Annotated in this window: 25 protein-coding genes; 7 read left to right on the forward strand and 18 right to left on the reverse strand. The window is 72.7% G+C overall.

The features are described 5' to 3' along the window. Positions 1–2 precede the first annotated feature (2 nt). The gene (locus ACIGXO_RS07230; protein WP_399781549.1) at positions 3–467 is read right to left on the reverse strand and encodes a DUF2000 family protein; all 465 of its coding nucleotides are present in this window, start codon (positions 465–467) and stop codon (positions 3–5) included. Between the two features lie 50 nt (positions 468–517). On the opposite strand from ACIGXO_RS07230, the gene ACIGXO_RS07235 reads away from it, so the two are divergent. Continuing rightward, positions 518–1,357 carry an AraC family transcriptional regulator gene (locus tag ACIGXO_RS07235; protein WP_399781551.1) on the forward strand — a complete coding sequence of 280 codons (840 nt, stop codon included), beginning with the start codon at positions 518–520 and terminating at the stop codon, positions 1,355–1,357. On the opposite strand, the gene ACIGXO_RS07240 is transcribed toward ACIGXO_RS07235, so the two are convergent. The 6 genes from ACIGXO_RS07240 to ACIGXO_RS07265 all read right to left on the reverse strand — a co-directional run bounded on the left by ACIGXO_RS07240 (position 1,320) and on the right by ACIGXO_RS07265 (position 10,041). Continuing rightward, positions 1,320–2,042, reverse strand: a complete 723-nt coding sequence (locus ACIGXO_RS07240; protein WP_399781554.1) for a DUF4232 domain-containing protein — start codon at positions 2,040–2,042, stop codon at positions 1,320–1,322. The genes ACIGXO_RS07235 and ACIGXO_RS07240 overlap by 38 nt on opposite strands. 139 nt (positions 2,043–2,181) lie before the next feature. Next, on the reverse strand, positions 2,182–2,712 hold the full coding sequence (locus ACIGXO_RS07245) for an NADPH-dependent FMN reductase (RefSeq protein WP_399781557.1): 531 nt from the start codon (positions 2,710–2,712) through the stop codon (positions 2,182–2,184). 58 nt (positions 2,713–2,770) lie between these two features. Then, a complete protein-coding gene (locus ACIGXO_RS07250) occupies positions 2,771–4,099 on the reverse strand; it encodes a class I SAM-dependent RNA methyltransferase (protein ID WP_399781560.1) in 1,329 nt (442 codons plus the stop codon). A 110-nt stretch (positions 4,100–4,209) separates the two neighbouring features. Continuing rightward, complete coding sequence (locus ACIGXO_RS07255) at positions 4,210–6,261, reverse strand: APC family permease (RefSeq protein ID WP_399781563.1); 2,052 nt, start codon at positions 6,259–6,261, stop codon at positions 4,210–4,212. Between the two features lie 459 nt (positions 6,262–6,720). Further along, complete coding sequence (locus ACIGXO_RS07260; RefSeq protein WP_399781566.1) at positions 6,721–7,827, reverse strand: PucR family transcriptional regulator; 1,107 nt, start codon at positions 7,825–7,827, stop codon at positions 6,721–6,723. A 90-nt stretch (positions 7,828–7,917) separates the two neighbouring features. After that, positions 7,918–10,041 carry an NAD-binding protein gene (locus tag ACIGXO_RS07265; RefSeq protein ID WP_399781568.1) on the reverse strand — a complete coding sequence of 708 codons (2,124 nt, stop codon included), beginning with the start codon at positions 10,039–10,041 and terminating at the stop codon, positions 7,918–7,920. Between the two features lie 267 nt (positions 10,042–10,308). Here ACIGXO_RS07265 and ACIGXO_RS07270 point away from each other — a divergent pair, with 267 nt between their 5' ends. The 5 genes from ACIGXO_RS07270 (at position 10,309) to ACIGXO_RS07290 (ending at position 14,714) form a co-directional block, all read left to right on the forward strand. Further along, entirely contained in the window at positions 10,309–10,866 is a 558-nt protein-coding gene (locus ACIGXO_RS07270) for an EF-hand domain-containing protein (RefSeq protein ID WP_399781571.1), read from the forward strand. Position 10,867: 1 nt separating this feature from the next. Further along, a complete protein-coding gene (locus ACIGXO_RS07275) occupies positions 10,868–12,508 on the forward strand; it encodes a prenyltransferase/squalene oxidase repeat-containing protein (protein WP_399781574.1) in 1,641 nt (546 codons plus the stop codon). Positions 12,509–12,534: 26 nt separating this feature from the next. Further along, positions 12,535–13,173, forward strand: coding sequence for an acetoacetate decarboxylase family protein (locus ACIGXO_RS07280; RefSeq protein ID WP_399781577.1), 639 nt, complete (start codon positions 12,535–12,537; stop codon positions 13,171–13,173). Between the two features lie 204 nt (positions 13,174–13,377). Then, positions 13,378–14,046, forward strand: coding sequence for a TrkA family potassium uptake protein (locus ACIGXO_RS07285; RefSeq protein WP_031057521.1), 669 nt, complete (start codon positions 13,378–13,380; stop codon positions 14,044–14,046). After that, on the forward strand, positions 14,043–14,714 hold the full coding sequence (locus ACIGXO_RS07290; RefSeq protein WP_030260896.1) for a TrkA family potassium uptake protein: 672 nt from the start codon (positions 14,043–14,045) through the stop codon (positions 14,712–14,714). The genes ACIGXO_RS07285 and ACIGXO_RS07290 overlap by 4 nt, the downstream gene beginning before the upstream one ends. Positions 14,715–14,776: 62 nt before the next feature. Here ACIGXO_RS07290 and ACIGXO_RS07295 read toward each other — a convergent pair whose 3' ends face one another. From ACIGXO_RS07295 to ACIGXO_RS07325, 7 genes are all read right to left on the reverse strand, one after another. Continuing rightward, entirely contained in the window at positions 14,777–15,505 is a 729-nt protein-coding gene (locus ACIGXO_RS07295; RefSeq protein WP_399781581.1) for a DUF3159 domain-containing protein, read from the reverse strand. Positions 15,506–15,508: 3 nt separating this feature from the next. Further along, positions 15,509–15,907 (reverse strand): OB-fold nucleic acid binding domain-containing protein, encoded by a 399-nt coding sequence (locus ACIGXO_RS07300; protein WP_031057515.1) that lies wholly within the window; start codon positions 15,905–15,907, stop codon positions 15,509–15,511. Between the two features lie 103 nt (positions 15,908–16,010). Next, entirely contained in the window at positions 16,011–16,694 is a 684-nt protein-coding gene (locus ACIGXO_RS07305) for a response regulator (RefSeq protein WP_052868857.1), read from the reverse strand. A gap of 65 nt (positions 16,695–16,759) precedes the next feature. Next, complete coding sequence (locus tag ACIGXO_RS07310; RefSeq protein ID WP_399781584.1) at positions 16,760–19,306, reverse strand: ATP-binding protein; 2,547 nt, start codon at positions 19,304–19,306, stop codon at positions 16,760–16,762. A gap of 430 nt (positions 19,307–19,736) precedes the next feature. Next, positions 19,737–20,504 (reverse strand): DUF3710 domain-containing protein, encoded by a 768-nt coding sequence (locus ACIGXO_RS07315; RefSeq protein ID WP_399781587.1) that lies wholly within the window; start codon positions 20,502–20,504, stop codon positions 19,737–19,739. A 1-nt stretch (position 20,505) separates the two neighbouring features. After that, positions 20,506–21,054, reverse strand: a complete 549-nt coding sequence (gene dut / locus ACIGXO_RS07320) for a dUTP diphosphatase (RefSeq protein WP_399781973.1) — start codon at positions 21,052–21,054, stop codon at positions 20,506–20,508. Positions 21,055–21,086: 32 nt separating this feature from the next. Then, positions 21,087–21,680, reverse strand: coding sequence for a PaaI family thioesterase (locus ACIGXO_RS07325; RefSeq protein WP_399781590.1), 594 nt, complete (start codon positions 21,678–21,680; stop codon positions 21,087–21,089). A gap of 58 nt (positions 21,681–21,738) precedes the next feature. Here ACIGXO_RS07325 and ACIGXO_RS07330 point away from each other — a divergent pair, with 58 nt between their 5' ends. Continuing rightward, positions 21,739–22,182: a DUF3093 domain-containing protein gene (locus tag ACIGXO_RS07330; RefSeq protein ID WP_399781592.1), complete on the forward strand. Its 444-nt coding sequence runs from the start codon at positions 21,739–21,741 to the stop codon at positions 22,180–22,182. Positions 22,183–22,261: 79 nt separating this feature from the next. On the opposite strand, the gene ACIGXO_RS07335 is transcribed toward ACIGXO_RS07330, so the two are convergent. The 4 genes from ACIGXO_RS07335 to ACIGXO_RS07350 all read right to left on the reverse strand — a co-directional run bounded on the left by ACIGXO_RS07335 (position 22,262) and on the right by ACIGXO_RS07350 (position 25,930). Continuing rightward, positions 22,262–23,089, reverse strand: a complete 828-nt coding sequence (locus ACIGXO_RS07335; RefSeq protein ID WP_399781594.1) for a hypothetical protein — start codon at positions 23,087–23,089, stop codon at positions 22,262–22,264. A 192-nt stretch (positions 23,090–23,281) separates the two neighbouring features. Next, entirely contained in the window at positions 23,282–23,584 is a 303-nt protein-coding gene (locus tag ACIGXO_RS07340; RefSeq protein ID WP_003982531.1) for a DUF4193 domain-containing protein, read from the reverse strand. A 439-nt stretch (positions 23,585–24,023) separates the two neighbouring features. Beyond that, on the reverse strand, positions 24,024–25,271 hold the full coding sequence (locus ACIGXO_RS07345) for a sensor histidine kinase (RefSeq protein ID WP_399781597.1): 1,248 nt from the start codon (positions 25,269–25,271) through the stop codon (positions 24,024–24,026). Between the two features lie 5 nt (positions 25,272–25,276). Beyond that, positions 25,277–25,930: a response regulator transcription factor gene (locus ACIGXO_RS07350; RefSeq protein ID WP_223735500.1), complete on the reverse strand. Its 654-nt coding sequence runs from the start codon at positions 25,928–25,930 to the stop codon at positions 25,277–25,279. Positions 25,931–26,188: the final 258 nt, after the last annotated feature.

Here is a 26,188-nt window from a genome sequence, read left to right on the forward strand (position 1 = left end):
TCTCACGGGTGCATCCGCGCACCCTTGACGATCTTGTCGACGGCGTTCTTCGGCCCGTACACGGCCAGGCCCACCAGATCGAGCTGATCCCGGCCGACCGCCCGTACGGCGGCCCGGTTGTCCCGGTCGTTGCCGGTCGCGAAGAGGTCCGAGGTGAACACCGAGAGGGCGACGCCCCGGCTCAGCGCACGGCCGTGCGCGGCGGTCAGCGTCTCCTTCGTCCCCTCGAAGACCAGCACGGGCTGGCGGAACATCCGCAGGTAGTCATTGCCGTCGGCGTCCGCGTACGGCTCCCCGATCACGTCGGGGATCTCGGTACCGAGACCGCTGACGAGGAAGGCGGTGACGTTCAGCCGCTGCCAGGTCTCCAGGTCCTCGCGGAGCAGCACGGCGATCTTGGTGTCGAAGCGGACGGGTGCGGACGCGTCCGCGGAGGTGGCGGTCAGGCCGGTGTTCGGTGTTTCCATATCGTGGATTGTTCCGGCCCCTCCCGGGTCCGGTCTTGTACGTTCTTTGCATGGTCCGCCGCCCGCAGCCACAGGCCCCGCCACAGGTCAGGGCCTGGCGCCCGGCGGTGACGGGCATCGCCGAGGTCTACCACGCACACCTGACCGGCCACGCCTATCCCCTGCACACGCACGGCGCGTGGACGCTGCTCCTCGTGGACGACGGCATGGTGCGCTACGACCTGGACCGGCACGAACACGGCGCCCTGCGCACCGGCGTCACGCTGCTGCCGCCGCACGTGCCGCACAACGGCTCGCCGGCCACGCCGGAAGGCTTCCGCAAGCGCGTGCTCTACCTGGAACCGGAGACGGCGGGCCTCGGCGAGGAGTACATCGGGCTCGCGGTCGACGCGCCCGTACTGGAGGACGCCACGCTGCGCGACCGGGTCCACCGGCTGCACGACGCCCTCGTGCTGCCCGGCGAGGAGCTGGAGTCCGAGAGCCGGCTCGCATTCATCGCCGAGCGGCTGCGGCTCCACCTGGAGCGGCGCGGCGGTCCCGCCGCACCGGCCGCGGCTCCCGGACTCGCCCATGAGCTGCGCGACCTGCTCGACGCGCGGCTCGCCGAGGGGCTGACCCTGCGGGAGGCGTCCGGCCTGCTGCACGCCCATCCGACGCATCTCGTACGGGCGTTCAGCCGGGAGTTCGCGATCAGTCCGCACCAGTACCTCACGGCGCGCCGCGTCGACACCGCCCGGCGGTTGCTGCTCGACGGGATGGCGCCGCGGGACGCCGCGGCCGCCGCCGGCTTCCACGACCAGCCGCACCTCACCCGGCACTTCAAACGCGTCCTCGGCGTTCCGCCGGGGCGCTTCACAGGCCGGTGCCCGGCTCCAGCGCCGTCACGCTGAACTCGCCGCCGCATACCCGCAGTTCGGACGTACGGAGCGTCATCGCGTCCTTCGAGCCGGGCGGGTAGGTCTGCAGGAGGTACGGGCTCTTCCAGCACGGCTTGTCGTTCAGGCCGTCCTGGATGGTGTGCAGTACGGCGTACGCGCTGCCGCCCGGCTTCAGGGTGACGGCCCTGCCCGCCGCGCCCTCGCGGGTGGCGGGGCGGCCGATCATCTGGCCGTCGCGCTGGATCAGCGAGACGCCGGGGTAGCCGCGCAGCGTGCAGGTGCTCTTGCCGTTGTTGGTGAACACCAGCGGGTAGCGGATGTTGCCCGCGCCGACGTCGGCGCGGCCCAGCCGCAGGCCCATCTCCTCCGCGGTACAGCGGTCGGACGAGGTGTCGGCGGACGCGGAGGCGGCGGTACGCGCCGAGGCCGTACGCACAGCCGTACCCTTCGGGGCCTGGCCGGAGGGAGGCTGGGAGCCGGCCTCGGACGACGACGAACCGGAGGCGGCCGAGGAGGAATCCGCAGCCGACCCCGAGGCCGATCCCGAATCGGACGCGGCGGACGGCGCGGCCGGGGCTCCGGACTTCACGCCGGAACCGTCGTCCTGGCAGGCGGTGAGCGCGAGGGCGGCCGCGGCGGCGATCAGCGTGGCGGTGGCGGCCTTGCGGCCGCGGCGCGGACGGGTGTGGTGCGACATGGAATTCCCCTTACCGGGTCGGTACGTACGGTCCCTTCGGTAACCGCACCAACTACCTTGCCGAGTCCCACTGATGACCCACTAACACACCACTAACGCGCCATTCACGCAGGCGCTCGGCCCGTTTCGTACAGGGGGGTCAGCCCGCTTCGTACTCGTACAGCCGCGCCAGCAGCCCGTCCAGCTCCTTCACCGTAACGCCGTCCACCAGCCGGCCGTCCTCGACCTTGACGGTCGCCTGCGGTATCAGCAGCCCGTCCGGGACCAGCCGCGCCCCCATCATCGTGAGGGTCTCGCGCAGCCACGCCTGCGCACGGTCGCCGCCCAGCGCGGACGGGGACGCGCTCACCAGCGCCACCGGCTTCTCGTACAGCTGCCCGCCGCCGACCAACCACTCCAGGGCGTTCTTGAGCACACCGGAGGTGCCGTTCGCGTACTCGGGCGTCGCGATCAGCACCCCGCCCGCGGCCCCGGCCCGCTCCCGCAGCTCCACGACCTCCGGCGGCAGCGCCCCGCTCTCCTCCACGTCCTGCCGGAAGAACGGCAGCCGCCCCAGATCCGGCCCGACCCGCACCTCATGCGGCGGCACACACCGCTCCACCGCGGTCCGCAACACCGCACCGTTCAGTGACCGCTTCCGCAAACTGCCGCACAGCGCAAGGACATCCATCCGGCCAACTTACCCGGCAGTGCCGGGCATCCGGCTTGCCGCGGTATGAAGCCGCAGGTCAGCGAGCCTTCTCCGCCGGCACCAGAATCGCCACGCACTCCACATGGTGCGTCATCGGGAACAGGTCGAATGCCTGGAGGCGCTTGGGGACGTAGCCTGCCGCGGCGAAGTAGGAGAGGTCGCGGGCGAGGGCGGCCGGGTCGCAGGCCACGTAGGCGATGCGGCGGGGGGTGAGGGAGGCGAGGTGTTCGACCGTCTTGCGGCCGGCGCCGGCGCGGGGCGGGTCGAGGACGACGAGGTCGACGTCGGTGATGCCGGTGCGGGGGAGGATCTGGTCGACCTTGCCGTGTTCGATGCGGACGCGGTCGACGTCGGCGAGGTTGTGGCGGGCGTCCTCGACCGCGCGCTTGCCGGACTCGATGCCGAGGACGGCACCCTTGTCGCCGACGCGGTCGGCCAGTGCGCCGGCGAAGAGGCCGACGCCGCAGTACAGGTCGAGGGCCATGTCGCCCTTCTTGGGCATCAGGCCGCGCATGACCGACTCGACCAGGAGGTCGGCGGCCTGCGGGTGGACCTGCCAGAAGCCGCCGTTGCCGACGCGCCAGGTGCGCTCGGCGGCGCGTTCGCGGACGAAGGGGCGGCCGTGGACGCGGTGGACCCCGCCGTCCTTCTCGCCGACGCGCATGACGGAGACCGGCTTGTCCAGTTCCACGATGGGGAGGCGGCCGCCGGGCTTCGGGGTGAGGATGACCTGGCGGTCGTGGGAGCCGGTGGCGGCGATGGCCTCGACCGTGGCGATCTGGGGCCACTCGCGCTTCTCGATGCCCAGCTCGGAGACTCCCGGGGCCGCGATCATGCAGTGGTCGATCGGCTGGACGTCGTGGGAGCGGTGCTTGCGGAGGCCCGCGTGGCCCTCGTCGTCGATGGCGTACTGGACGCGGGTGCGCCAGGCCGGTACCTCGCCGGCGGGGACCTTGTCGCCGGGCGCGGGCACGACCGTGCCGTCCCAGCCGGCCTCCTCGGGGGTCAGGCCCGCGAGGCGCTGCAGCTGCTCGGCGATGACCTCGCCCTTGAGGCGGCGCTGGGCGCCGGGCTTCGCGTGCTGCCAGTCGCAGCCGCCGCAGCGGCCGGGGCCGGAGAAGGGGCAGGGGGCCTCGACCCGGTCCTTGGAGGGGGAGAGGATCTCGACGGCGTCGGTGCGGAGGTAGCGGGCGCCCTCGTCACCGTCGGTGACTCGGGCGATGACGCGCTCGCCGGGGAGGGCGTGGCGTACGAAGAGGACCTGGCCCTCGTCCGTACGGGCGATGCAGTGGCCGCCGTGGGCCACGGGCCCGACCTCGACCTCGTACTCCTCGCCGACCAGGGACTTCTTCGGTTCTTCCGGCATGGCGAGTGAGCTCCAAAAAACGAGGGGTGGTGCGGCGGGACAACAGCCTTCAAGTCTACGTCCCGCCGTACCACCCCATTGACCACCAGGTGATCAGCAGAGCGCGGCCGCTACTTCTTCGTGGCCGCCTTCTCCTTCTTCGGTGCGGCGACCGGGCCGCGGCGGACCGAGCCCGGCGCGTTCCACTCGGCGCGCTTGCGGGCGCGGACCTTGGCGGCCTCGGAGGAGTCCAGTTGCCAGGGGACGGAGGTGACCATGACGCCCGGGGTGAAGAGCAGCCGGCCCTTCAGGCGCAGCGCGGACTGGTTGTGGAGCAGGTGCTCGTACCAGTGGCCGACGACGTACTCCGGGATGAAGACGGAGACCGCGTCGCGCGGGCTCTCCTTGCGCAGCGACTTCACGTACTCGATGAAGGGACGGGTGATCTCCCGGTATGGGGAGGCCAGGACCTTCAGGGGGACCTCGATGCCGCGGCGCTCCCACTCCGCGCGCAGCGCCTTGGTCTCCGCCGGGTCGACGTCCACGCTGACGGCTTCGAGGGTGTCCGAGCGCATCAGCTTGGCGTAGTTCAGGGCCCGCAGGGTCGGCTTGTGGACCTTGGAGACCAGCACGATGGAGTGCACGCGGGAGGGGCGGGCGACCTCGTCGTCGGGCGAGTCCGCGGCGGCGATCTCGTCGGCGACCCGGTCGTAGTGCTTACGGATCGCGGTCATCGTGACGTAGAAGATGACCATGCCGAGCAGGGCGACCCAGGCGCCGTGGCTGAACTTCGTCAGCAGGACGACGACCAGCACCAGGCCGGTGAAGGTGGCGCCGAAGGCGTTGATCGCGCGCGAGCGGTGCATCCGGCGGCGCTTGGCCGGGTCGTTCTCCGTGGTCAGGTGGCGGTTCCAGTGCCGGACCATGCCGATCTGGCTGAGCGTGAAGGAGACGAAGACGCCCACGATGTACAGCTGGATCAGCCGGGTGGAGTCGGCGCCGTAGATGTAGACGAGTATCACCGCGGCGCCGGCGAGCAGCACGATGCCGTTGGAGAACGCGAGGCGGTCGCCGCGGGTGTGCAGCTGGCGCGGCAGGTAACGGTCCTGCGCGAGGATCGAACCGAGCAGCGGGAAGCCGTTGTACGCGGTGTTCGCGGCGAGGAAGAGGACCAGCGCGGTGGCGGCGGCCAGGATGATGAACGGCAGCGTGCCGTCTCCGAAGACCGCGGCCGCGACCTGCGAGATCACCGGGTTCTGGGTGTAGCCCGCGCCGACCGGCTGACCGTTGTGCAGCAGGTCGGTGGCCGGCTTCTCGGCCATCTTCACGCCGGTCGTCATGGCCAGCACGATGATGCCGCAGAACATGGTGACGGCCAGGCCGCCCATCAGCGCCAGCGTCGTGGCGGCGTTCTTGGACTTGGGCTTGCGGAAGGCGGGCACGCCGTTGGAGATCGCCTCGACGCCGGTGAGCGCCGCACAGCCGGAGGAGAACGCGCGCAGCAGGAGGAAGACCAGCGCGAAGCCCGCGAGGCCGCCCTGCTCGGCGTGGATGGTGTAGTCGGCGGTGGGGGCCTTCATGGAGTCGCCCAGGACCAGGCCGCGGAAGGCGCCCCAGAGGATCATGCCGAAGACGCCGAGGACGAAGATGTACGTCGGGATGGCGAAGAGCTTGCCCGACTCCTTCACGCCCCGCAGGTTCATCAGGGTGAGCAGGACGATCATGGCGATGGCGCAGAACGTCTTGTGCTCGACCACGAAGGGGATCGCCGAGCCCAGGTTCTCCACTCCGGAGGAGATGGAGACGGCGACGGTGAGGACGTAGTCGACCAACAGCGCACTGGCCACGGTGAGGCCGGCCTTGGGGCCGAGGTTGGTGTTGGCGACCTCGTAGTCGCCGCCGCCGCTCGGGTAGGCGTGCACGTTCTGCCGGTACGACGCCACGACCGTGAACATCAGCACGACGACCGCGACGGCGATCCAGGGGCTGAAGTGGTACGCCGACACGCCTGCCACGGACAGGACGAGCAGCACCTCCCCCGGCGCGTACGCCACGGAGGAGAGAGGGTCGGAGGCGAAGACGGGGAGTGCGATGCGCTTCGGGAGAAGGGTCTCTCCCAGCTTGTCGCTGCGCAGTGCGCGCCCGATCAAGATGCGTTTGGGCACGTCGGTCAGTTTGGACACGCAGAGGATGCTAAGCCTTCGTCAAGGCCGTCGCCCACCCGCCACCCGTGGGGGCAATGCACCTGCCGGGGATGCCGCCCGACTGGTCCGCACGGCCGTCCGGGGGCTCCGCAGGGGGTACGGAATCCGTTGTTCGGCGGTACCGGAAGGCGGGTCGCGGAGCCGTCCCGGCTCACCCGAACGGCGGAACTGCCTGCCCGGAGCGGGGTGTCCACACCCTCACCCCCGTCGAGGGTGGGGACAACCGATCCGCTGCGGACGGCCCGGCGGGCGCGCAGACCCCTGATGCTGCGCCGCCCGCCGTGCACCCGCCGGTGCGCCCCGATGGTGGCATTCGCCACGGCCTCGGCACATTGCCGGTTCCCGGCAATCTTTACGCGATTTTGATGGCTCACCGACCGGCACTTGCCCCGTCGGACGGCCCGCAGGAGGCCGGTGCGGACCGGACGTCCGGGGGAACTACAGCGGCCGGTCCGGCCAGCCCAGTACGCGCGCGCCCATCGCCGCCGTCTCCAGCGTGTAGCGCTGCAGCCCGTCGGCCGGGTCGTAGCCGGTCAGCTCCTTGATGCGGGCCAGCCGGTAGGACAGGGTGCGCACGCTGACCTGGAGCCGGCGGGCGGCCTCGGCGTTGACGTACGCCGTCGCCGCGCACGCCCAGATCGTCTCCAGCAGCGGCCGCGCGCCGCCGCGCCCCTCGGTCAGCGGCCCCAGCACGCTGCGCACCAGGTCGGCCATGGCGGCCCGGTCGCGCAGCAGGACGGGGAAGACCAGCAGGTCGGCCGCGTGCAGCACGGGCTCGGCCAGCTCCAGCTGGGCCGCCAGCTCCAGCGCGCCCAGTGCCTCTTCGTACGAGGTGACCACGCCGCCCGCGCCGGCGTGCGGCCGGCCGAGCGCGACCCGCCGCGCGGCGTGCCCGCCGGGCCCGTCGGCGCGCGCGTACTTCGCGAAGGCGTCCAGGGCGCCGTCCCGGCCGCCCGCCGCCACGCACACCAGCCGCCCGCCCTTGGTGGCGATCAGCACGTCGCGGTCGCCGAAGCGGGTCAGCAGCTCGCGCTCCACGCGCCGGGCCACCGGGTGCAGGTCGTCGAAGCGCTCCGGGCCCTCCGCGACGCCCACCGCGTGCTCCCCCGCCAGCCGCAGTCCGAAGCGCTCGGCGCGCTCGGCGAGCCGGCCGAGGTCGCTGCGCCCGTAAAGAAGGTCGTCGACGAATTCGCGGCGGGCGGCCTCCTCCTGCCGGACCGCGAGCCGCTGCGCCCGCTCGTGGCCCTCGCCGAGCGCGGCGACGGCCGCCTCGACGGCCGCGAGCAGCGCGTCTCCGGTACGGGCCCGCTCGCCGGCCCCCGCGGCCCGCGCCACTCCGGGCAGCGAGCCCCACAGTCTGCGGGTCTCCCCCAGATAGCGGCCCACCAGCTCGCGCAGGCTCAGGCCCTCCTCCGCGGACCGCTCCCCCCGCTCGCGCAGGACGTCCAGCTCCTCGCGGCGGAGCAGCCGCCCGGTGCTGGACACCTCCGCGAGGAGGCCGGCGTACTCGCCGAGGCCGTGCGGTTCCGCTGCGCCGCGCTCCACCTGTCGTGCTCCCTGCCACCGCTCGTCCCGGCACCCGAGGGCGACCGGTTCCGGGGCCTTGATTGCCGACTCCCGGACAGCAGGACGCTATCAATCCTGCCGGGTTCCGGCAGATCCGCTCTGCCGGGACCCGGCGGGGCCCGGACGGCGGCCGAGCAGCTCGCCCAGCCCCTCACGGGTGGCGGCGATGACCACGCGGTCCTGGGGCCGCAGGACGTAGCCGGGCGGCAGGTCGCGGACCAGCCGGGCGGGCTCCCAGCGCTGCCCGCCGGGGCCCGGCATGGTCTCCGGGTCCTCAGCGGGGTCCGGGGAGGCCCCGATGTTGACGGCCACCAGCCGCAGCCGCCCGGCCCGGAACACCTGGTCGGCCCGGCGGCCCACCAGCTCGGTCTGGCCGCGCACGTCGACGTGGGCGACGAGCAGCAGCCGGCGCTCGACGGGGACGGCGCCGAGGATCTGGCGGCCCATCATGGCGCCGGCGAAGGCGGGCGCGGCCAGGAAGGAGACGCTGCGGCTGCGGGTGACGGCGGTGGGGTGGGCGGCGCGCAGGGTGCGGTAGACGGCCGTGGCGAACCGGTCGTCGAAGAGCCGCAGCGTCACCCGGAGCTGCGGCTTGACCGACCTGGCGTACAGCGAAGCCTCCAGGTTCGTGCCGTCCTCGCTGGTCAGCGCGAGGAGCGTACGGGCGCGGGCGATCCCGGCCGCCTCCAGCACGCCGTCCTCGGTGGCGTCGCCGAGGACGGTCGGCACCCGCAGCCGGCGGGCCAGCGGGATGCCGCGCGCTTCGGGGTCCTCCTCCACGCAGACGACCGGGACGCCCAGCTCGCGCAGCCGGGCCAGGACGCGGGTGCCGACCTTGCCGAGGCCGAGGAGGACGACGTGCCCGGAGAGGCCGCGCGGCGGGCGGCGCAGCGAGGCGGCGTTGCGGAAGGTGCCGAGCGCTTCGAAGGCGGCGGCGACCAGGACCGGCAGCAGCAGGAGACCGGTGAGGCCGGACAGCAGCTGCAGCACCTTGCGGGCCGGGCCCTCGTTGATCGCGGGCTCGTTGATCGCGAACAGGTCGAGGAGGGAGAGGTACGCCGCGTGCAGCGGGTCGTCGCCGGTGGCCAGCGTCGAGACGACGGCCAGGGTCAGTACGGCGCCGACGAGGCCCGCTATCGACCAGCGCAGCCGCCGCGAGAAGAGCGAGCCGAGCGGCGCCCCGCGCCCCACGAGGCGGCGGGCCGACGGCCGGCGGCCGCGGTAGGAGACGGTCTCCAGCTCGATCGTGGCGCGCCCGGCGGCGGCCGCGGCGGTGGCGTCGTCGGGCAGCAGCGTCGGCCCGTCGTCGTCGGCCGCGCGCCGGTGGGCATTGCGGCCGCCGTGCCGGGAGCGGCCGCCCGGCGGGGGCGGCGCGGGCTCCGGCGCCGGGCCGCCTTCGTGCGCCGTGTCGTCCGATGCCGAGGGGGAGAGCAGGGCGAGGGTGGCGAGGCTGCGGCCGGCGGCGCGGGGCGGTGACGGCGCGCCCGGGGTGTGCTCCACGGCCCGCAGCAGCAGCCCGTCGACCTCGATGACCTTGCTGGTGCCGGCCACGGCGGTGGCGGTGAGCGCGGGCGCGACCGTGTCGGCGTCGGAGAGGACGGTGGTGGAGGCGTCGATGTCGGAGCTGTCGGACCAGACCACGGCGGCCGCCTGGTCCAGCAGTTCCTCCAGGTGCTGGCCGAGGCGGCGGTTGTAGAGGCGGATGACCAGCCGGAGCCGGGGGTTCATCCGGCGGGCGCGCAGCGCGGCGTGGATGTTGGTCTCGTCGTCGTCGTAGACCAGGGCCAGCGCGCCGGCCTCCTCGACGCCCGCTTCGGTGAGCGTCTCGTCGTCGGGCTCCGGCGCTTCCAGTACGCGTACCGGCCCGGCCTCCTCCGTGTCGTCCGGCGCGGCCGGGCCGTCCGCGGGTCTCGTCCCGTCCGGGGCGTTCGTGCGGCCCACCGCGGCCGTCATCCGGCCGAGGAACGCGCCGGCCCGGCCCAGGCCGCCGCGGGCCGGCTGCGGGACGCGGGGCCCGCGTGGGTCGCGTACGGAGGGGACGACGAGGGTGACCCGCTCGCGGTACACCTCCCGCAGTTCGACGGCGAGCCGGTGGGCCAGGGAGTCGTCGCCGCACACCACCATGTGCGGGACGGGCGGGGTCGGTTGGGACTGCTGCGGCACGGGTGACAGTGAGGACACGTCGCCCAGCATGCCTCCCGAAGATCACGAAGGCACGGCACGGCCCGGCCTCCGGGAGCCCCGCGGCGGCCCCGGGAGCCTCCGCAGCCCCTGCCGGATTTCCCGTGCGCAGTTCTCGTGCCGGCTGACACGATTTCTTGCTGTATTCGCACTGAATTCCCGCGGACTCGGCCGATGCACTCTGTCCGAATGCCCGCTTGATAAGGCCGGCGCCGGGCCCGGATGCTGCAGGCGATGCCTTGCGGCACATCGGCGCAGCAGACGAAAGGGCGGAGAGTCATGCCCGGCACGCTCAAGGACCAGAAATTCGACGCGCTCTTCGAGATGTTCGACAGGGAAGGCCAGGGACATCTCACCCGTGAGCGGTTCTTCCGTTTCGCCGAGGGAATAGCGGGACTGACCCCGCGGGGCGACAACGAGAACGCGGCGGCGGTCCGTGCTGCCTTCGAGAAGTGGTGGAAGCTCCTGGTGCCCTCCGGTGGATCCGGCCCGGACACGCGGCTCGACCGGCAGGAATTCATCAGCCGTATGCGGTCCCTCGTCTCGTCGCGGGCGAATCTCGACGACGCGGTACTGGCCATCGCCGACGCCTTGATGCGCGCGCTGGACAGGAACAAGAACGGCACGCTGAGCCTGGACGAGTACCGGCGCATTTACACCCACGTCGGCGTGGACACCGCACAATGCGAGGACACGTTCCGCCGGCTCGACCGGGACGGCGACGGCAGGATCAGGCACGAAGAATGGCGGGAGGCGCTCCGCGAGTTCTTTCTGAGCGACGACGCGGACGCGCCGGGAAACCAGTTGCTGGGGCCGCTGCGCCCGTCCACCGGCTGACATGCCCGGGCGCGGCGGGGAATCCGGCACGGCGTACCGGGATCTGCTGCACCACGATCCCGTCCGGCAGGCGGACGACATGCTCGCCCGCGCGCTCGGCCACTGCCTGCGGCACCAGCGGGAGGACGGCGGCTGGCGGTCGCCGCCCGACCCGCGCGTCACGGAGACCGCCCTGGCGTGCCTGGCCCTGTCCCGGGAGGCCACCCCGGCGGCCCGGCACGCGGTCCGCCGGGCGCGCCAGTGGCTGCGCACCGCGCGCCCCCAGACGCACCATCCGCTCGCCCAGTACACGGAGACCCTGCTGGCCGGCCTGGCCTGCGGTACGGGTGACGGGCACGGCCTCGGCACGGAGGCGTTCACCGGCCCGGTCTTCGCGCCCCGGCTCCGGCTGCTGGCCGTCCTGCGGGCGTGCGCGGAGCGGGTGGCGCCGGACGGGGCCGGGCACGAGCCGGTCACGGCGGACGGCCTGCGGGCGCTCCGCGCCGGGCTGCGCACGGCGGTGGACGGCGCGGCCCGGTCCCGGCTGAAGTCGTGGGCGCTGGTGGACCTGCTGGCCGAGCACGCGCTCGTCGAGCGGTACTTCGGTGCCGCGCAGGACGCGGAGGCGGCCGCGCGGCGCCTCGCGGACCTCCAGGCGCCGGACGGCTCGTTCTACGGGAACGTGCTGAGCACGTCCCTCGCCCTGCTGGCGCTGCACGCGGTCGTCCCGGCCGGCACCGCGCGGTACCGGGCCCGCGGCTACCTGCTCACGGCGCAGCACCCGGACGGCACCTGGCGCTTCCTGACCACCGATGTGTGGGACACCCAGCTGACGGTACGGGCGTTCCGCGGCGAGCCGGACTTCGATGTGCAGGGCCTCCCCCGCGCGCTGGACTTCCTCCGCGCGGCCCAGCGGCCCGACGGGGGCTGGCCGTGCCGGCAGGGGCTGGAGTCCGACAACGACACCACCGCCGCGGTACTCCTCGCCCTCGCCGGCCTCCCTGAGGCGGCGGACGCGGCGCGCGGCGCGCTCCGCCACCTCGCCGAGCAGCAGAGCCGGGCGGGGCTGTGGTCCACCTGGCAGGCGGCGGGCGACCCGCCGGCCCCCGACGTGGTCGCCCACGCCGTCACCGCCCTGGACCGCTACCGCGGCCGGCACCGCGTCCCCACCGGCGCGGCCCGCCGCTGGCTCCTCGCGTACGCCGGGCGCGCCGGGGCCACCGGCGACGGCTGGGCCGCGAGCTGGTACCGCGGCGCCCCCTACGCGGTGTGCGAGATCGCGCCCGCGCTGCCGCCCGGACACCGCGCGGTCCGCGCCGAGCTGACCCGCCTGGCCGCGAGCCGGCGGCCGGACGGCGGCTGGGCCCACGGCCCGGACACCGGCAGCCTGCCGTCGGCCACCGGGCTGGCGCTGGCGGCGCTCTACGGGGCTGCCGGGCCGGGCAACGGGACGCGAGCGGTCGGCCCCGGCGGCGGGACGCGGGCGGCCCTCGCGTATCTGGCCGCGGCGCAGCGGGCGGACGGCAGCTGGCCGGGGCGCCCGGAGATGTACGGCCCCCGCCCGCTGCTGAGCCACTCCCCCGCCCAGACCCTGGCCTTCACGGTCCTGGGCCTCACGGCCGCCCGGCGCGCGCTGCGCGGCCCCCGGCGAGGAGAGTGGTGACCGGCCCCGCTGGAAGGAGTACCGCAGTGACCGACCCCACCGGACCGCCGGCCGCGGACTACCCCGCGCCGCCCTGGAAGGCGCGCGGCGTGCTGTGGACGTCCGTCCTCACCGCGCGCGAGGCACTCGAACTGCCCGCCGACCTCAGCCCCGTCGGCGGCCGCCGCACGCTCCTCGTAGTGCTCGTGCGCTACCTGGAGGGCCCGCTGCGGTACGACGAATTCGCCGTCGGCTCCCTGGCCCGCCGGGGCCACCGCGTGGGGCTGTTCTGCCACCGCATCTGGGTGGACTCGGCGGCGTCGCTGCGCGGCGGGCGGCGGCTGTGGGGCATCCCGAAGGAGCTCGCCCGCTTCTCGTGGGACGCGCAGACCGTCCGCATCCGCGACGACAACGGGCCGGTCGCGGCCCTCCGCCTGGGCCCGCACGGCCGGGCGCGCGTCCCGGTCCTGCGCGCCCCCAGCAGCGGGTTCGGCCGGATCGGCGGCGAACGGACATTCCTGTGCGGGCAGGTCTCGGGGCGCCTCGGCCGGGGCCGGCTCGGCGTCCTGGACTGGCACCCGCCCCTGCCCGACCTCGCGTCCCCCGCACCCCGCTGTACGTTCTCCGTCTCCTCCGCCCGCTTCGTCTTCCCGCCGGGAACGCGCCTCGGACCGAGCAGCCCCTGAAGGGCAGCACTCCCTCCCTCCGACGGGCCGGTTACGGTGGTGTCGCACATCAGCGGGGGCAACTCCCCCGTTGCCGCATAAGCTCGTGACCGGGCGGTACCGGGGCCAGGGCGCCCCGGGCGGGCCGGTACGCCGGAAAGAAAGTTGTGAGCAGGGTGTTGAGGCAGGCCAGCGGGCCTACGAGGAGTGCGGGGTAAGCGGACGATGCACATCGTCATCATGGGCTGCGGGCGCGTCGGATCCGCGCTCGCACAGACCCTGGAGAACCAGGGGCACACGATCGCCGTGGTCGACCAGGACCCCACCGCCTTCCGGCGGCTGGGCTCCTCCTTCGGCGGCCGCCGGGTGACCGGTGTCGGCTTCGACCAGGACACCCTGCGCGAGGCGGGGATCGAGGAGGCCGGCGCGTTCGCCGCGGTCAGCAGCGGCGACAACTCCAACATCATCGCCGCCCGGGTGGCCCGCGAGATGTTCGGCGTGGAGAACGTCGCGGCCCGCATCTACGACCCGCGCCGCGCCGAGGTCTACCAGCGCCTGGGCATCCCGACCGTGGCCACCGTCCGCTGGACGGCGGACCAGATGCTGCGCCGGCTGCTCCCCTCGGGCGCCGAGCCGCTGTGGCGGGACCCCAGCGGCGGCGTGCAGCTCGCCGAGGTGCACACCGACGCGTCCTGGGTCGGCCACAAGGTCAGCCGTCTCCAGGAGGAGACCGGCGTACGGGTGGCCTTCCTCACCCGGCTGGGCGAGGCGATACTGCCGACCTCGCAGACCGTCCTGCAGGAAGGCGATCTGGTGCACGTGATGATGCGCACCGACGAGGTGGAGAAGGTCGAGGCGGCGTTCGCCGAGGGCCCCGAGGAGGCAGGCGCATGAGGGTCGCGATCGCTGGTGCCGGAGCCGTCGGGCGTTCCATCGCGGGCGAGCTCCTGGAGAACGGCCATGAGGTCCTGCTGATCGACAAGGCGCCCACCGCCATCTCGGTGGAGCGGGTGCCGCAGGCGGAGTGGCTGCTGGCCGACGCCTGCGAGATCACCTCGCTGGACGAGGCGGCGCTGCAGCGGTGCAACGTCGTCATCGCGGCGACCGGTGACGACAAGGTCAACCTCGTCGTCTCGCTGCTGGCCAAGACCGAGTACGGCGTGCCGCGCGTGGTGGCCCGCGTCAACAACCCCAAGAACGAGTGGCTCTTCAACGAGGCGTGGGGTGTCGACGTGGCGGTCTCCACGCCGCGGCTGATGTCCGCGCTGGTGGAGGAGGCGGTGAGCGTCGGCGACCTCGTACGGCTGCTGCGCTTCAGCCACGGCGACGCCAACCTCGTCGAGCTGACGCTGCCCCCGGAGGCGGCGCTGGCCGGTACTCAGGTGGGCGACGTGGAGTGGCCCGAGGACACCTCGCTGGTGACGATCATCCGCGGGACCCGGGTGCTCACGCCCAACAAGGAGGACGCGCTGGAGGCCGGTGACGAGCTGCTGTTCGTCGCGGCGCAGGCGCGGGAGGAGCAGCTGGAGGACCTGCTTTCCGTCAGGAAGCCGACGGAGTAGGCGCTACGGACGTACGAGGGGCCCGGAACCGGTGCGGTTCCGGGCCCCTCGCCGTACGCGGACTACACGCCGGACGCGTCGGCCTCGGCCTTCTCCTTGGCCTCCATCTCCGCGATCACGTCGATCGGGGCGGGGGCCTTCGCCAGGAAGATCCAAGTCAGGTAGACGCAGAGCAGGAACGGCGGGATGCCGAGCGCGACCTTGACCCAGCCGAGCTGAGTGGCGTCTCCCCACCAGTACAGCGGGAAGAGGATCGCGGACTTGGCGAGCAGGATGAAGCCCCAGGCGTAGGTGGACTTGGTGTACGCCTTGAAGCGGCCGGGATTGCGCGTCCGCCAGGAGAGGTTCTCGCGCAGTATCGGGCCGAGCAGCACGCCGATGAGCGGGAACCTGAAGAGCGCCGAGAGCACGTACACGACCGCGAGACCCAGCGTGTACAGCATGCCCGGCAGGTAGAAGTTCTTGGCGTCGCCGGACATCATCGCGAAGACCGCGCCGATGGCCACGCCGAAGACGCCGCTGAAGGCGTGCTTGAGGGTTTCCCTGCGGGCGAGCCGGACCAGGGCCAGCAGGACGGTCAGGCCCAGCGCGATGATCGCGGCGGTGTGGATGTCCCGCTTGATCGTGTAGATCAGCACGAAGACCAGGCCGGGGACCGTCGTGTCCACCATGCCCCAGAAGCCGCCGAACGCCTCCAGGATGGCCTTCTCGGCGGCCGCCTTGCCGGCTTTTCCGTGCCCGTCGGCGGGCGCTTCCTCGTTGCTCGTGGTCGTCTTCTCGAACGACGTCACCGGCTACTCCTGTCCGAGCGGTCGGAGTTCGTACTTCGGATTGAACAGCACCCGGCGTCCGTGGCTCATGGAAATCCGGCCGGAGGCGATGAGCTTACGGCCCGGCTCGATACCGGTGATGGCGCGTCGGCCGAGCCAGACCACGTCCAGCGCCGCCGAGCCGTCGAACAGCTCCGCCTCCAGCGCCGGCACCCCGGCCCGGGGACGCAGCGTGACGTGCCGCAGCGTACCCGTGACCTTCACGATCTGACGGTCGTCGCAGTCGCAGATGCGCGTACAGCCCGCGTTCTGCGCGTCCTGCTGCAGCTCGGCGGACTGCAGCTCCTCCTCGGAGGAGGACAGCCTGTCGAGCAGCCGGCGGAAACGTCCGGCCGGCTTGTCGGAACGGGTCCCAGCACTCATACAGCCAGCGTACCGGCCGTCTCGCCCCGGGATCACGGGCCGGACCCCGCGAACACGGACCGCTGCGGACGGCCGACACCGCGTACCGATCACCGCATACGGATCACTGTTCGAAGCGGTAGCCCATGCCCGGCTCGGTGACGAAGTGCCGGGGGTGGGACGGATCGGCCTCCAGCTTGCGGCGCAGCTGGGCCATGTAGACCCGCAGATAGTTGGACTCCGTGCCGTACGAGGGGCCCCAGACCTCCTGGAGCAGCTGTTTCTGGCTGACCAGGCGGCCCGTGTTGCGGACCAGCACCTCCAGGAGGTGCCACTCGGTGGGGGTGAGGCGGACGTCGCGGCCGCCGCGGTTGACCTTCTTGGCGGCCAGGTCGACGGTGAAGCCCTCGGTCTCGACCAGGACGGCGGCGTCGGCGGGCCCGGTGGGCTCGGCGCGGCGCACGGCGGCCCGCAGCCGGGCCAGCAGCTCGTCCATGCCGAACGGCTTGGTGACGTAGTCGTCGGCGCCCGCGTCCAGCGCCTCGACCTTCTCGTCGGAGGTCTGCCGGGCGGAGAGCACCAGGATCGGCACCCGGGTCCAGCCGCGCAGCCCCCGGATCACGTCCACGCCGTCCATGTCGGGCAGGCCGAGGTCGAGGACGACCACGTCGGGGTGGCGGGCGGCGGCGAGCCGGAGCGCGGTGGCGCCGTCGGGCGCGGCGTCCACCTCGTACTTGCGCGCCTTGAGGTTGATCACGAGGGCGCGGACGATCTGCGGCTCGTCGTCGACCACGAGCACCCGGTTCATCGGGCCTGCCTTTCCCGCGGACGGCACGCGGGCCGCCGCAGTCGGTGTACGGGGAGCGGGCGCGGTCATGTCGTCGCCCGGGCGGGGAGACCGGGGCCGACCGGCGGGTGGCCGGCCGCGGCGCGCAGGGTCAGGACCATGGTCAGACCGCCTCCCGGGGTGTCCTCGGCGGCGAGGGTGCCGCCCATGGCCTCGGCGAAGCCGCGGGAGACCGCGAGGCCGAGGCCGACCCCGGCGCCCCGCGGGGCGTCGCCGTAACGCTGGAACGGCTCGAAGATGCGGTCCTTGGCGGCGTCGGGGACGCCGGGGCCGCGGTCCACCACGCGTACGTCCACGCGCTCGCCCAGCGCGCTGGCGGCGACCGTGACGGGCGCGCCGTCCGGGCTGTACTTCACGGCGTTCTCGACGAGGTTGGCGACGCAGCGCTCCAGCAGCCCGGGATCGACGGCCACGAAGGGCAGCGCCTCGGGTATGTCCAGGCAGACGCTGCCTTCGGGGACGCCGCCGAGCGCCATCGGGACGACCTCGTCCAGGTCGGTGTCGCGGATCAGCGGGGTGACCGTGCCGGTCTGCAGCCGGGACATGTCCAGGAGGTTCCCCACCAGGTGGTCCAGCCGGTCGGCGCCGTCCTCGATGCCGGCCAGCAGCTCGGCCTCGTCCTCCTCGGACCAGGCCACGTCGTCGGAGCGGAGCGAGGTGACGGCGGCCTTGATGCCGGCGAGGGGGGTGCGCAGGTCGTGGCTGACGGCGGCGAGCAGGGCGGTGCGGATGCGGTTGCCCTCGGCCAGCTCGCGGGCCCGCGCCGCCTCGCCGACCAGCCGCTGGCGGTCCAGTACGACGGCGGCCTGGGCGGCGAAGGCGGCGAGCACCCGGCGGTCCTCGGCGGGCAGCTTGCGGCCGGTGAGCGCGAGGGCCATGTGGTCGCTGACGGGCATGTCCACGTCCGCGTCCTCGGGGCGGCGCGGGGCCATGGCCTCGCCGACGCTGCCCGCGCAGGTCCACGGCTCGACGTCGCTCTCGCGTTCGAGGAGGGCGACGGCGTCCATGGCGAAGGTCTCGCGCACGCGTTCCAGCAGCGCGTTCAGCGTGGTCTCGCCGCGCAGCACGCTGCCGGCCAGGAAGGACAGGATCTCCGCCTCGGCGCGCAGCCGGGCGGCCTGGTGCGTACGGCGGGCCGCCAGGTCCACCACGGAGGCGACGGCCACCCCGACCGCGAAGAAGATCGCGATGGCGACGATGTTCTCGGGGTCGGCGATGGTGATGCTGTGGGTGGGCGGCGTGAAGTAGAAGTTCAGCAGGACCGAGCCGACGGCGGCGGAGGCGAGCGCGGCCAGCAGCCCGCCGAGCAGCGCGGCCGCCACCGTCAGGAACAGGAAGAGCAGCACATCGTTGGCGAGCCCCGGACCGCTCTCGAGGCTGTACAGGAACAGCGTGAGCAGTACCGGGCCGAGCACGCCGGTGAGCCAGCCGGCCAGCACGCGGGAGCGGCTGAGCCGGGCGCCGCGCGCGACCGGCAGGCCGCGCCCCTTGGCGACCTCGTCGTGGGTGACGATGTGGACGTCCAGGTCGGGCCCCGAGTCGCGGGCGACGGTCGCCCCCACCCCGGGCCCGAAGACGTACTGCCACGCCTTGCGGCGGCTGGAGCCCAGCACGATCTGGGTGGCGTTCACCCCGCGCGCGAACTCCAGCAGGGCGCTGGGCACGTCGTCGCCGATCACGTGGTGGAAGCTGCCGCCCAGGTCCTCGACCAGGGTGCGCTGGACGGCCAGCTCCTTGGGCGAGGCACCGGTGAGCCCGTCGCTGCGCGCGATGTAGACGGCCAGTACCTCGCTGCCGGAGCCCTTGGCGGCCATCCTTGCCGCACGGCGCAGCAGCGTCTTGCCCTCGGGGCCGCCGGTGAGGCCGACGACGATGCGCTCACGGGCCTGCCAGGTGGAGCGGATGGAGTGCTCGGCGCGGTACTGCTGGAGGTACTCGTCGACCCGGTCGGCGACCCACAGCAGCGCCAGCTCGCGGAGCGCGGTGAGGTTGCCGGGGCGGAAGTAGTTCGACAGCGCGGCGTCGACCTTGTCGGAGGCGTAGATGTTGCCGTGCGCCATGCGGCGGCGCAGCGCCTGGGGCGACATGTCGACAAGCTCTATCTGGTCGGCGCGGCGGACCACCTCGTCGGGGACGGTCTCACGCTGCCGGACGCCCGTTATCGCCTCCACCACGTCACCGAGTGACTCCAGGTGCTGGATGTTGACGGTGGAGATCACGTCGATGCCCGCTTCGAGCAGTTCCTCGACGTCCTGCCAGCGCTTGGCGTTCCGGGAGCCGGGGACGTTGGTGTGCGCCAGCTCGTCGACCAGCGCGACGGCGGGCCGGCGGGCCAGTACCGCGTCCACGTCCATCTCCGTGAACACCGTGCCCCGGTGGCTCAGCTCCCGGCGCCCCAGCTCCTCCAGGCCGTGCAGCAGTACTTCCGTACGCGGCCGGTCGTGGTGCTCCACGAACGCGACGACGACGTCCGTGCCGCGCTCCAGGCGCCGGTGCGCCTCGGAGAGCATCGAGTACGTCTTGCCGACGCCCGGCGCCGCGCCGAGATAGATGCGAAGCTTGCCGCGTCCCATGGCCTCATTGTCTTACCTGCGAGCCGCCCTCCACGGGGCCGTTTCCGCTGCCGACACTACCCACCGGCAACCCGCCACAGGCCCGCTGCGGCGGCCGGGAGCCCAGGTCTTGACGCGACTCTGATGGGCCGGACGGGTGAGGGGGTGTCGCCCGGCCGGACGGCGGGGTGTCGGTGACGTGACGGGCCGGTGGGGCGGCGGGGTTGTCAGTGCCGCCCAGTACTGTGTTGAGAAGGGGACCCCAATACGCCCCCATGGGGGCAACAAGGGGCGAAACGGTACGGCGTACGCGGCCCCCGGCCCCCGCCACCCGCCCCGACCCGCAGCCCACACCCCTGCGGCCCGCGACGCCCCATGGCCCACACCCTTGCGGCCCGCAGCGCCCCACCGTACGGGGCGTCGCGGGCCGCAAGGGTGCGTACGGGCGCGGTCAGCGGATCTCGGTGATCTCCGGGCCGCGCTCCAGGCGCTCCACGCCGCCGCCGAAGCGGGACTGCGAGGCGTCGTCCTGCTGGACGCCCTCGGGCACCATCTGCGCGTCGTCGGGGAGCTTGAGGACGATCGGGTCGCGGGGCGCCATCGGGCCCTCGCCGCGCACCACGACCGTGTCCCGGAAGATCTGCTCCAGCAGCCCGGCGGCCTGCGGCTGCACCGCGCCCTGGCCGGAGATCACGCCGCGCAGGAACCACCGCGGGCCGTCCACGCCGACGAACCGCACGACCTGTACGCCGTTCGTCCCGTCCGGCAGCTGCACCGGCACCTGGGCGCGCAGCTCCCAGCCCAGCGGGCCGTCGACCGTGTCGATGACGCCGCCCTGCTGGGTGATGCCGGCGGCGATCTCCTCGCGGACCTCGGCCCAGATGCCCTCGTTCTTGGGCGCCGCGAACGCCTGCAGCTGCACGGCGCTGTCCTGCAGCACGATGGTCGCGGCGACGATCGCGTCCCCGGCGACCTCGACCCGCAGCTCCATGCCCTCGACGCCCGGCACGAAGAGGCCGCCCAGGTCCACCCGGCCCTCGCCCGGATTGCCGACCTCGGAGACGTCCCAGGGGCCGTCGGGGCGCGGGGCCGGCGGGAGGCTCACGCCGTAGCCCTCGTCGTCCGCGTCGGACCGGTCCGACGACGTCGCCTCCTCGGCAGGATCGACCGCCTCGACCGCGTCGTCAGGAGCCTCGTTCTTCTTGCGACGTCCGAACACGTCACTGTCCTTCCCGGTCGGCACCGACCGATGCGTATCCATTCCCGCCCGCGCCGCCCACCGCCGCGTGACCGCCGGTGGAACCGAATCCCCCCTCGGCCCGCGACGAGCCGGGAAGCTCCGCCACCTCCTGGAAGCGCACCTTCTCGACCTGCTGGACGACCAGTTGGGCGATCCGGTCGAACCTCTCGAAACGCACGGACTCGCGCGGATCCAGATTGACCACGATCACCTTGATCTCCCCACGGTACCCGGCATCCACCGTCCCCGGGGCATTCACGAGCGCCACACCGCAGCGGGCCGCGAGGCCCGACCGCGGGTGTACGAACGCGGCGTACCCCTCGGGCAGCGCGATGGCCACCCCCGTGGGGAGCACCGCACGCTCCCCCGGGGCCAGTTCGGCCGCCTCGGTGGTGACGAGGTCGGCCCCGGCGTCGCCCGGGTGCCCGTATGCGGGCAGCGGAACCTCCGGATCCACCCGCCGGATCCGTACGTCCACCGGAGTCCGTACCTGCTGTGCCTGGTGGGCCACGTCTGCCTGGTGGGCCATGTCTGCCTGATGGGCCACGTCTGCCTGATGGGTCACGGGTTCACCTCGAAAGCGCGAGCGCGGCGCAGCTGGTCGGGGTCGGCCATCGCGGCCTGGATCTCCTCGGGCCGGCCGTTGTCGATGAAGTGCTCGACCTTCACCTCGATGAAGACGGCCTGGGCGCGGACCGCCACCGGGCCGTCCGGGCCGCCGATCCGGCCCTCGGCGCGGGAGTAGATCTTCCTGCCGTGTACGGCGGTGACCTCGGCGTCCAGGTGCAGGACCGTGCCGACCGGTACGGGGCGCAGGAAGTCGGTCTCCAGCCGTCCGGTCACCGCGATGGCGTGCAGCATCCAGTTGAGCGAGCCGAGCGTCTCGTCCAGGGCCGTGGCCAGTACGCCGCCGTGCGCGAGGCCGGGGGCGCCCTGGTGGGCCTCCTTGACGGTGAACTCCGCGCTGACGCGCACTCCCTCGCCGGCCCGCGCCTCCAGGTGCAGGCCGTGCGGCTGTTCGCCGCCGCACCCGAAACATCGGTCGTAGTGCGCGCCGAGCAGTTCGCCGGGCGCGGGGGCTTCGGGGTGCCGCACCGGTGCGGTGGCGTCCGCGGGCGGCGTCAACTGCGTCGACGGTCTGTTGGCTGCACTCACAGGTGGAGACCCTACCCGCGCGCGCGGAGCACGCGCGCGCACGTGCCAAGCTGGACCCATGCAGTCGTACGAAGAACGTCTCACCGCTCCCCGCTCCTGGTGGGTGATCGCCGTCGCCGTCGGCGTCGCCTGTGCCCTGATGCTGCTGCCGCTCGGGACGCTGCCGATGCTGGGCGGGCTGGTGGGCGGCGCGGCGCTGGCCGCGGTCCTGGTGAGCTCGTACGGCTCCGCGCGGATCCGGGTCGTCGCCGGGTCGCTGATCGCGGGGGACGCGAAGATCCCGGCGGCCGCGCTGGGTGAGGCGGAGGTGCTGGACGCGGCGGAGGCGCGGGCCTGGCGCACGTACAAGGCCGATACCCGCGCGTTCATGCTGATGCGCAGTTACATCCCGACGGCGGTGCGGGTCGAGGTGACGGATCCGGCGGATCCGACGCCGTACGTGTACTTGTCGACGCGGCACCCGGAGGAGCTGTCGGCGGCGCTGGCGGCGATCCGCGCCTGAGAGCGGACCGGGGGTCCGCGTCTGAGGGGCGGGCCAGGGCTTCAGCGGCGTTCCGGCGGGCCGGCGGAACCCGGGGGTATCAGGCGCTCCGGTCGGGCTTGTGACGGCCGGTGAGGCCGGTTCTCGCACGGTCCGGGACGGGCTTGACGCGGTCCGTGAGCCGCTTGCGCAGGTCGTGCACGGGAGCCGGGGCCGGGTCCGGGAGCGCGTCCCAGGGGACCTGGCGGCGGCGCAGGTCCTGCCGGATCCTGGCTGCCAGCTTGGCGGTGTCCCGGCGGTTCATGAACGCGCCGACCGCGGCGCCGATCATGAACGGCGTCAGGTTCGGCAGGTTGCGCATCGTGCGCTTCATGATCTGCTGGCGCAGCTCGCGCTTCATCTGGCCGCCGAGCGCGAGGTTCAGCGAGGCGGGCTTGGCGACGTCCACGCCGCGCTCCTGGGTCCAGGACTGGACGTAGGCCAGGCTGCGGGCCCGGAGGCCGCCCTGCGGGCGCACGCCGTACACCTCGTGCAGCTCGGCGATGAGCTTGATCTCGACCGAGGCGACGCCGATGACCTCGGCGGCGAGCTCGGCCGGCATCGCGGGCGGCACCGGCAGCATGGCCGCCGCGCCCACTCCCGCACCGACGGTGGCGGTGCCCTTGGTGGCTCCCGCGACGAGCTTGTCGGCCAGTTGCTCCGGCGTCAGGCCGGGGAACTGGCGGCGCAGCGTGGCCAGGTCGCGGACCGGGATCCGCGGGGCGTTCTCGATGATCCGGTCGGCGGTCCAGGAGAGTCCCGACCGCGCGCCGGCACCACCTTTGCGTGCGCCGTTGCCCACTCTGGCCGCGAGCGTGGCCGCGCGGCCACGCTCCCTCAGCGCTCCGTTGTGCCGCTCCGCGGGGAGGGCGGCCTGGTCGGCGGGCACGGGCGCGGTTTCCTCGCGTGTTCGTGCGCCGGCCGCCGGACCGGTCTCACCCTGCTTGCCTCTACGGAACGGTCTCACTGAGCTTCACCTCACGCTGTCGTCCCGGTGGCCATGGCCGGTTGCTGCGCCTGTCCGGGAAGCCGTCGCCTTCCCGGCCGGGTGCGGTGCGCGCGCCACGGCCTCGGCCCGCCCTCAGGCCGCGCAGTCGCGGCAGATGGGCTGGCCGTTCTTGTCCTCCGCCGCCAGCTGGCTGCGGTGGTGGACCAGGAAGCAGCTCATGCACGTGAACTCGTCCTGCTGCTTGGGCAGGACCCGCACGGCGAGCTCTTCGTTGGACAGGTCGGCGCCGGGCAGCTCCAGGCCCTCGGCCTGCTCGAACTCGTCGACGTCGACGGCCGAGGCGGACTTGTCGTTCCGCCGCGACTTCAGTTCCTCGATGCTGTCCTCGTTGAGGTCGTCATCGGTCTTGCGTGGTGTGTCGTAATCCGTAGCCATGGTCGCTCTCCCCCTCTGGGTGTCTGCGGTGTCTCAGCGCTCGTAACGCGTGAGAGGCCGGACTTGTGCCCGACCTGAGGCGGAGATTTTGCCTCACATCAAGGTCTGTTACTCAATCGACACCCAACCGCACCCCTGAAGAGGTGATCGGTTTGGATGGCGATAGGACCGTACACGGTCCTAAAGTCGCACCTCGCGCTTGCCATCCCGTGTACTTCCCGTGATCGGACCCCCGGGAAACCCGGATTTTCCCGGCCTTCCGAGGGGCTTGGCGATCACGGAGAGTAGATGGCCCGGAATTCGTGCCTGTGAGCGATCACACACGTCCGGGCCAACGAACGGACCGGTCGAATTCCGCGCAAAGCGAACTCGGGGCGAAGGATGACCGGACACCCGCCACCGCGTCAAGCCGGACCCGCGGGCGCCCTGGCCGGAACACTCACACCGGGAGCACCACCCGCATGTCCAGGCCACCGCCCTCACGCGGCACCGCGGTGATCGTGCCGTCGTGCGCCCGGACGACGGACCGCACGATGGACAGGCCGAGGCCCACGCCCTTGTCGCTGCCCGTGCGCTCCGTACGCAGCCTCCGGAAGGGCTCGAAGATGTTCTCCACCTCATAGGCGGGGACCACCGGGCCCGTGTTGGAGACCACCAGCACCGCCCATCCGGGCTGCGCCTCCGTGGTCACCTCCACCCATCCGTCGCTGGGAGTGTTGTACCGCACGGCGTTCTGTACGAGGTTCAGCGCGATGCGCTCCAGGAGGACGCCGCTGCCCTGGACGAAGACCTGCTTGCGTACGCCGCGCAGCTCCACGCCCTTGGTCTGGGCCTCGCCGCGGACCTGTTCGATGGCCTGCGAGGCGACCTCGGAGAGGTCGACCGGCTTCCGGTCCACGATCTTGTTCTCGCTGCGGGCGAGCAGCAGCAGGCCCTCCACCAGCTGTTCGCTGCGCTCGTTGGTGGCCAGCAGGGTCTTGCCCAACTGGGCCAGCTCCGGTGACGCCTCCGGGTCGGCGAGCTGTACTTCGAGGAGCGTGCGGTTGATCGCCAGGGGCGTCCGCAGCTCGTGCGAGGCGTTCGCCACGAAGCGCTGCTGCGACTCGAACGCGCGGTCCAGCCGGTCGAGCATCTCGTCGAACGTGTCGGCGAGCTCCTTCAGCTCGTCGTCCGGGCCGCCCAGCTCGATCCGCCGGTGCAGGTCGGAGCCGGCCACCCGCTGCGCGGTCCGCGTGATGCGGCCGAGCGGCGACAGGACGCGGCCCGCCATCGCGTACCCGAAGGCGAACGCGACGATGGTCAGCCCGACCAGCGCCATCAGGGAGCGGTTCAGGAGGTTGTTCAGGGCCACCGCGCGCTGCTGCGAGATGCAGGTGTTGATGGCGGAGTTCAGCTGGTCGACGTTGTTGGTGGCCGCTCCGGGGCAGCGGTCGGTGACGATCCGGAAGTCCGAACCGATGATCTTGAAGGGCAGCTGGTTGCCGTCCTGCAGCGCGTTGGCGGCGAGCATGTAGATGATCGCGAGCAGCACGATGCCGGCCATCAGGAACATGCCGCCGTACAGCAGCGTGAGCCTTATGCGGATGGTCGGGCGGAGCCAGGGGAACGGGCGGACCGGTGGTTTCGGGTCCCAGGTGGGCTTGGGCGGCGCGGGCGGCGTCTGAGGGGCCGCTGGTGTCGTGGCCATGCTCGTCAGATCCGGTAGCCGGAGCCCGGTACGGTCACGATCACCGCGGGCTCACCGAGCTTGCGGCGCAGCGTCATGACGGTCACCCGGACCACGTTGGTGAACGGGTCGGTGTTCTCGTCCCACGCCTTCTCCAGCAGCTGCTCGGCCGAGACGACCGTGCCCTCGCTGCGCATCAGGACCTCCAGCACCGCGAACTCCTTGGGCGCGAGCTGGACCTCCTTGCCGTCGCGGAAGACCTCGCGGCGGTTCGGGTCGAGCTTGATGCCCGCCCGTTCCAGTACGGGAGGCAGCGCGACCGTCGTACGCCGCCCCAGCGCCCGTACGCGCGCGGTCAGCTCCGTGAACGCGAAGGGCTTGGGCAGATAGTCGTCCGCGCCGATCTCCAGGCCCTCGACGCGGTCGCTGACGTCGCCGGAGGCGGTCAGCATCAGTACGCGGGTGGGCATCCCCAGTTCGACGATCCTGCGGCAGACGTCGTCGCCGTGGACCAGCGGGAGGTCGCGGTCCAGCACGACGACGTCGTAGTCGTTGACCGCGATACGCTCCAGCGCGGCCGCGCCGTCGTACACCACGTCGACCGCCATGGCCTCCCGGCGCAGTCCGGTGGCCACCGCATCGGCGAGCAGCTGCTCGTCCTCGACGACGAGTACACGCACGTCGCTAGTCCTTCCTCACGGCCCCGCCGAACAGGGCGCACACAAATTTCGAGCACATCCATCCTGCCCCGAAGAGCCGTAAACCGGCTGTAAGAGCAGGTGCGGGCCCCGATGGCGAGGACGCGGGCACCCGATCGCCAGGATTCACCACGCGTCTGAGGTTTCCGTGAGGTTCCGCTTGGGGAGGACGATTGCACACTCGCGATCACGCCCTGCACGACGCCGTACCGTGACCGGCCGGCAGCCCGCAGGGACCAC

Source organism: Streptomyces sp. NPDC053542 (assembly GCF_044544685.1).
GTDB lineage: Bacteria > Actinomycetota > Actinomycetes > Streptomycetales > Streptomycetaceae > Streptomyces.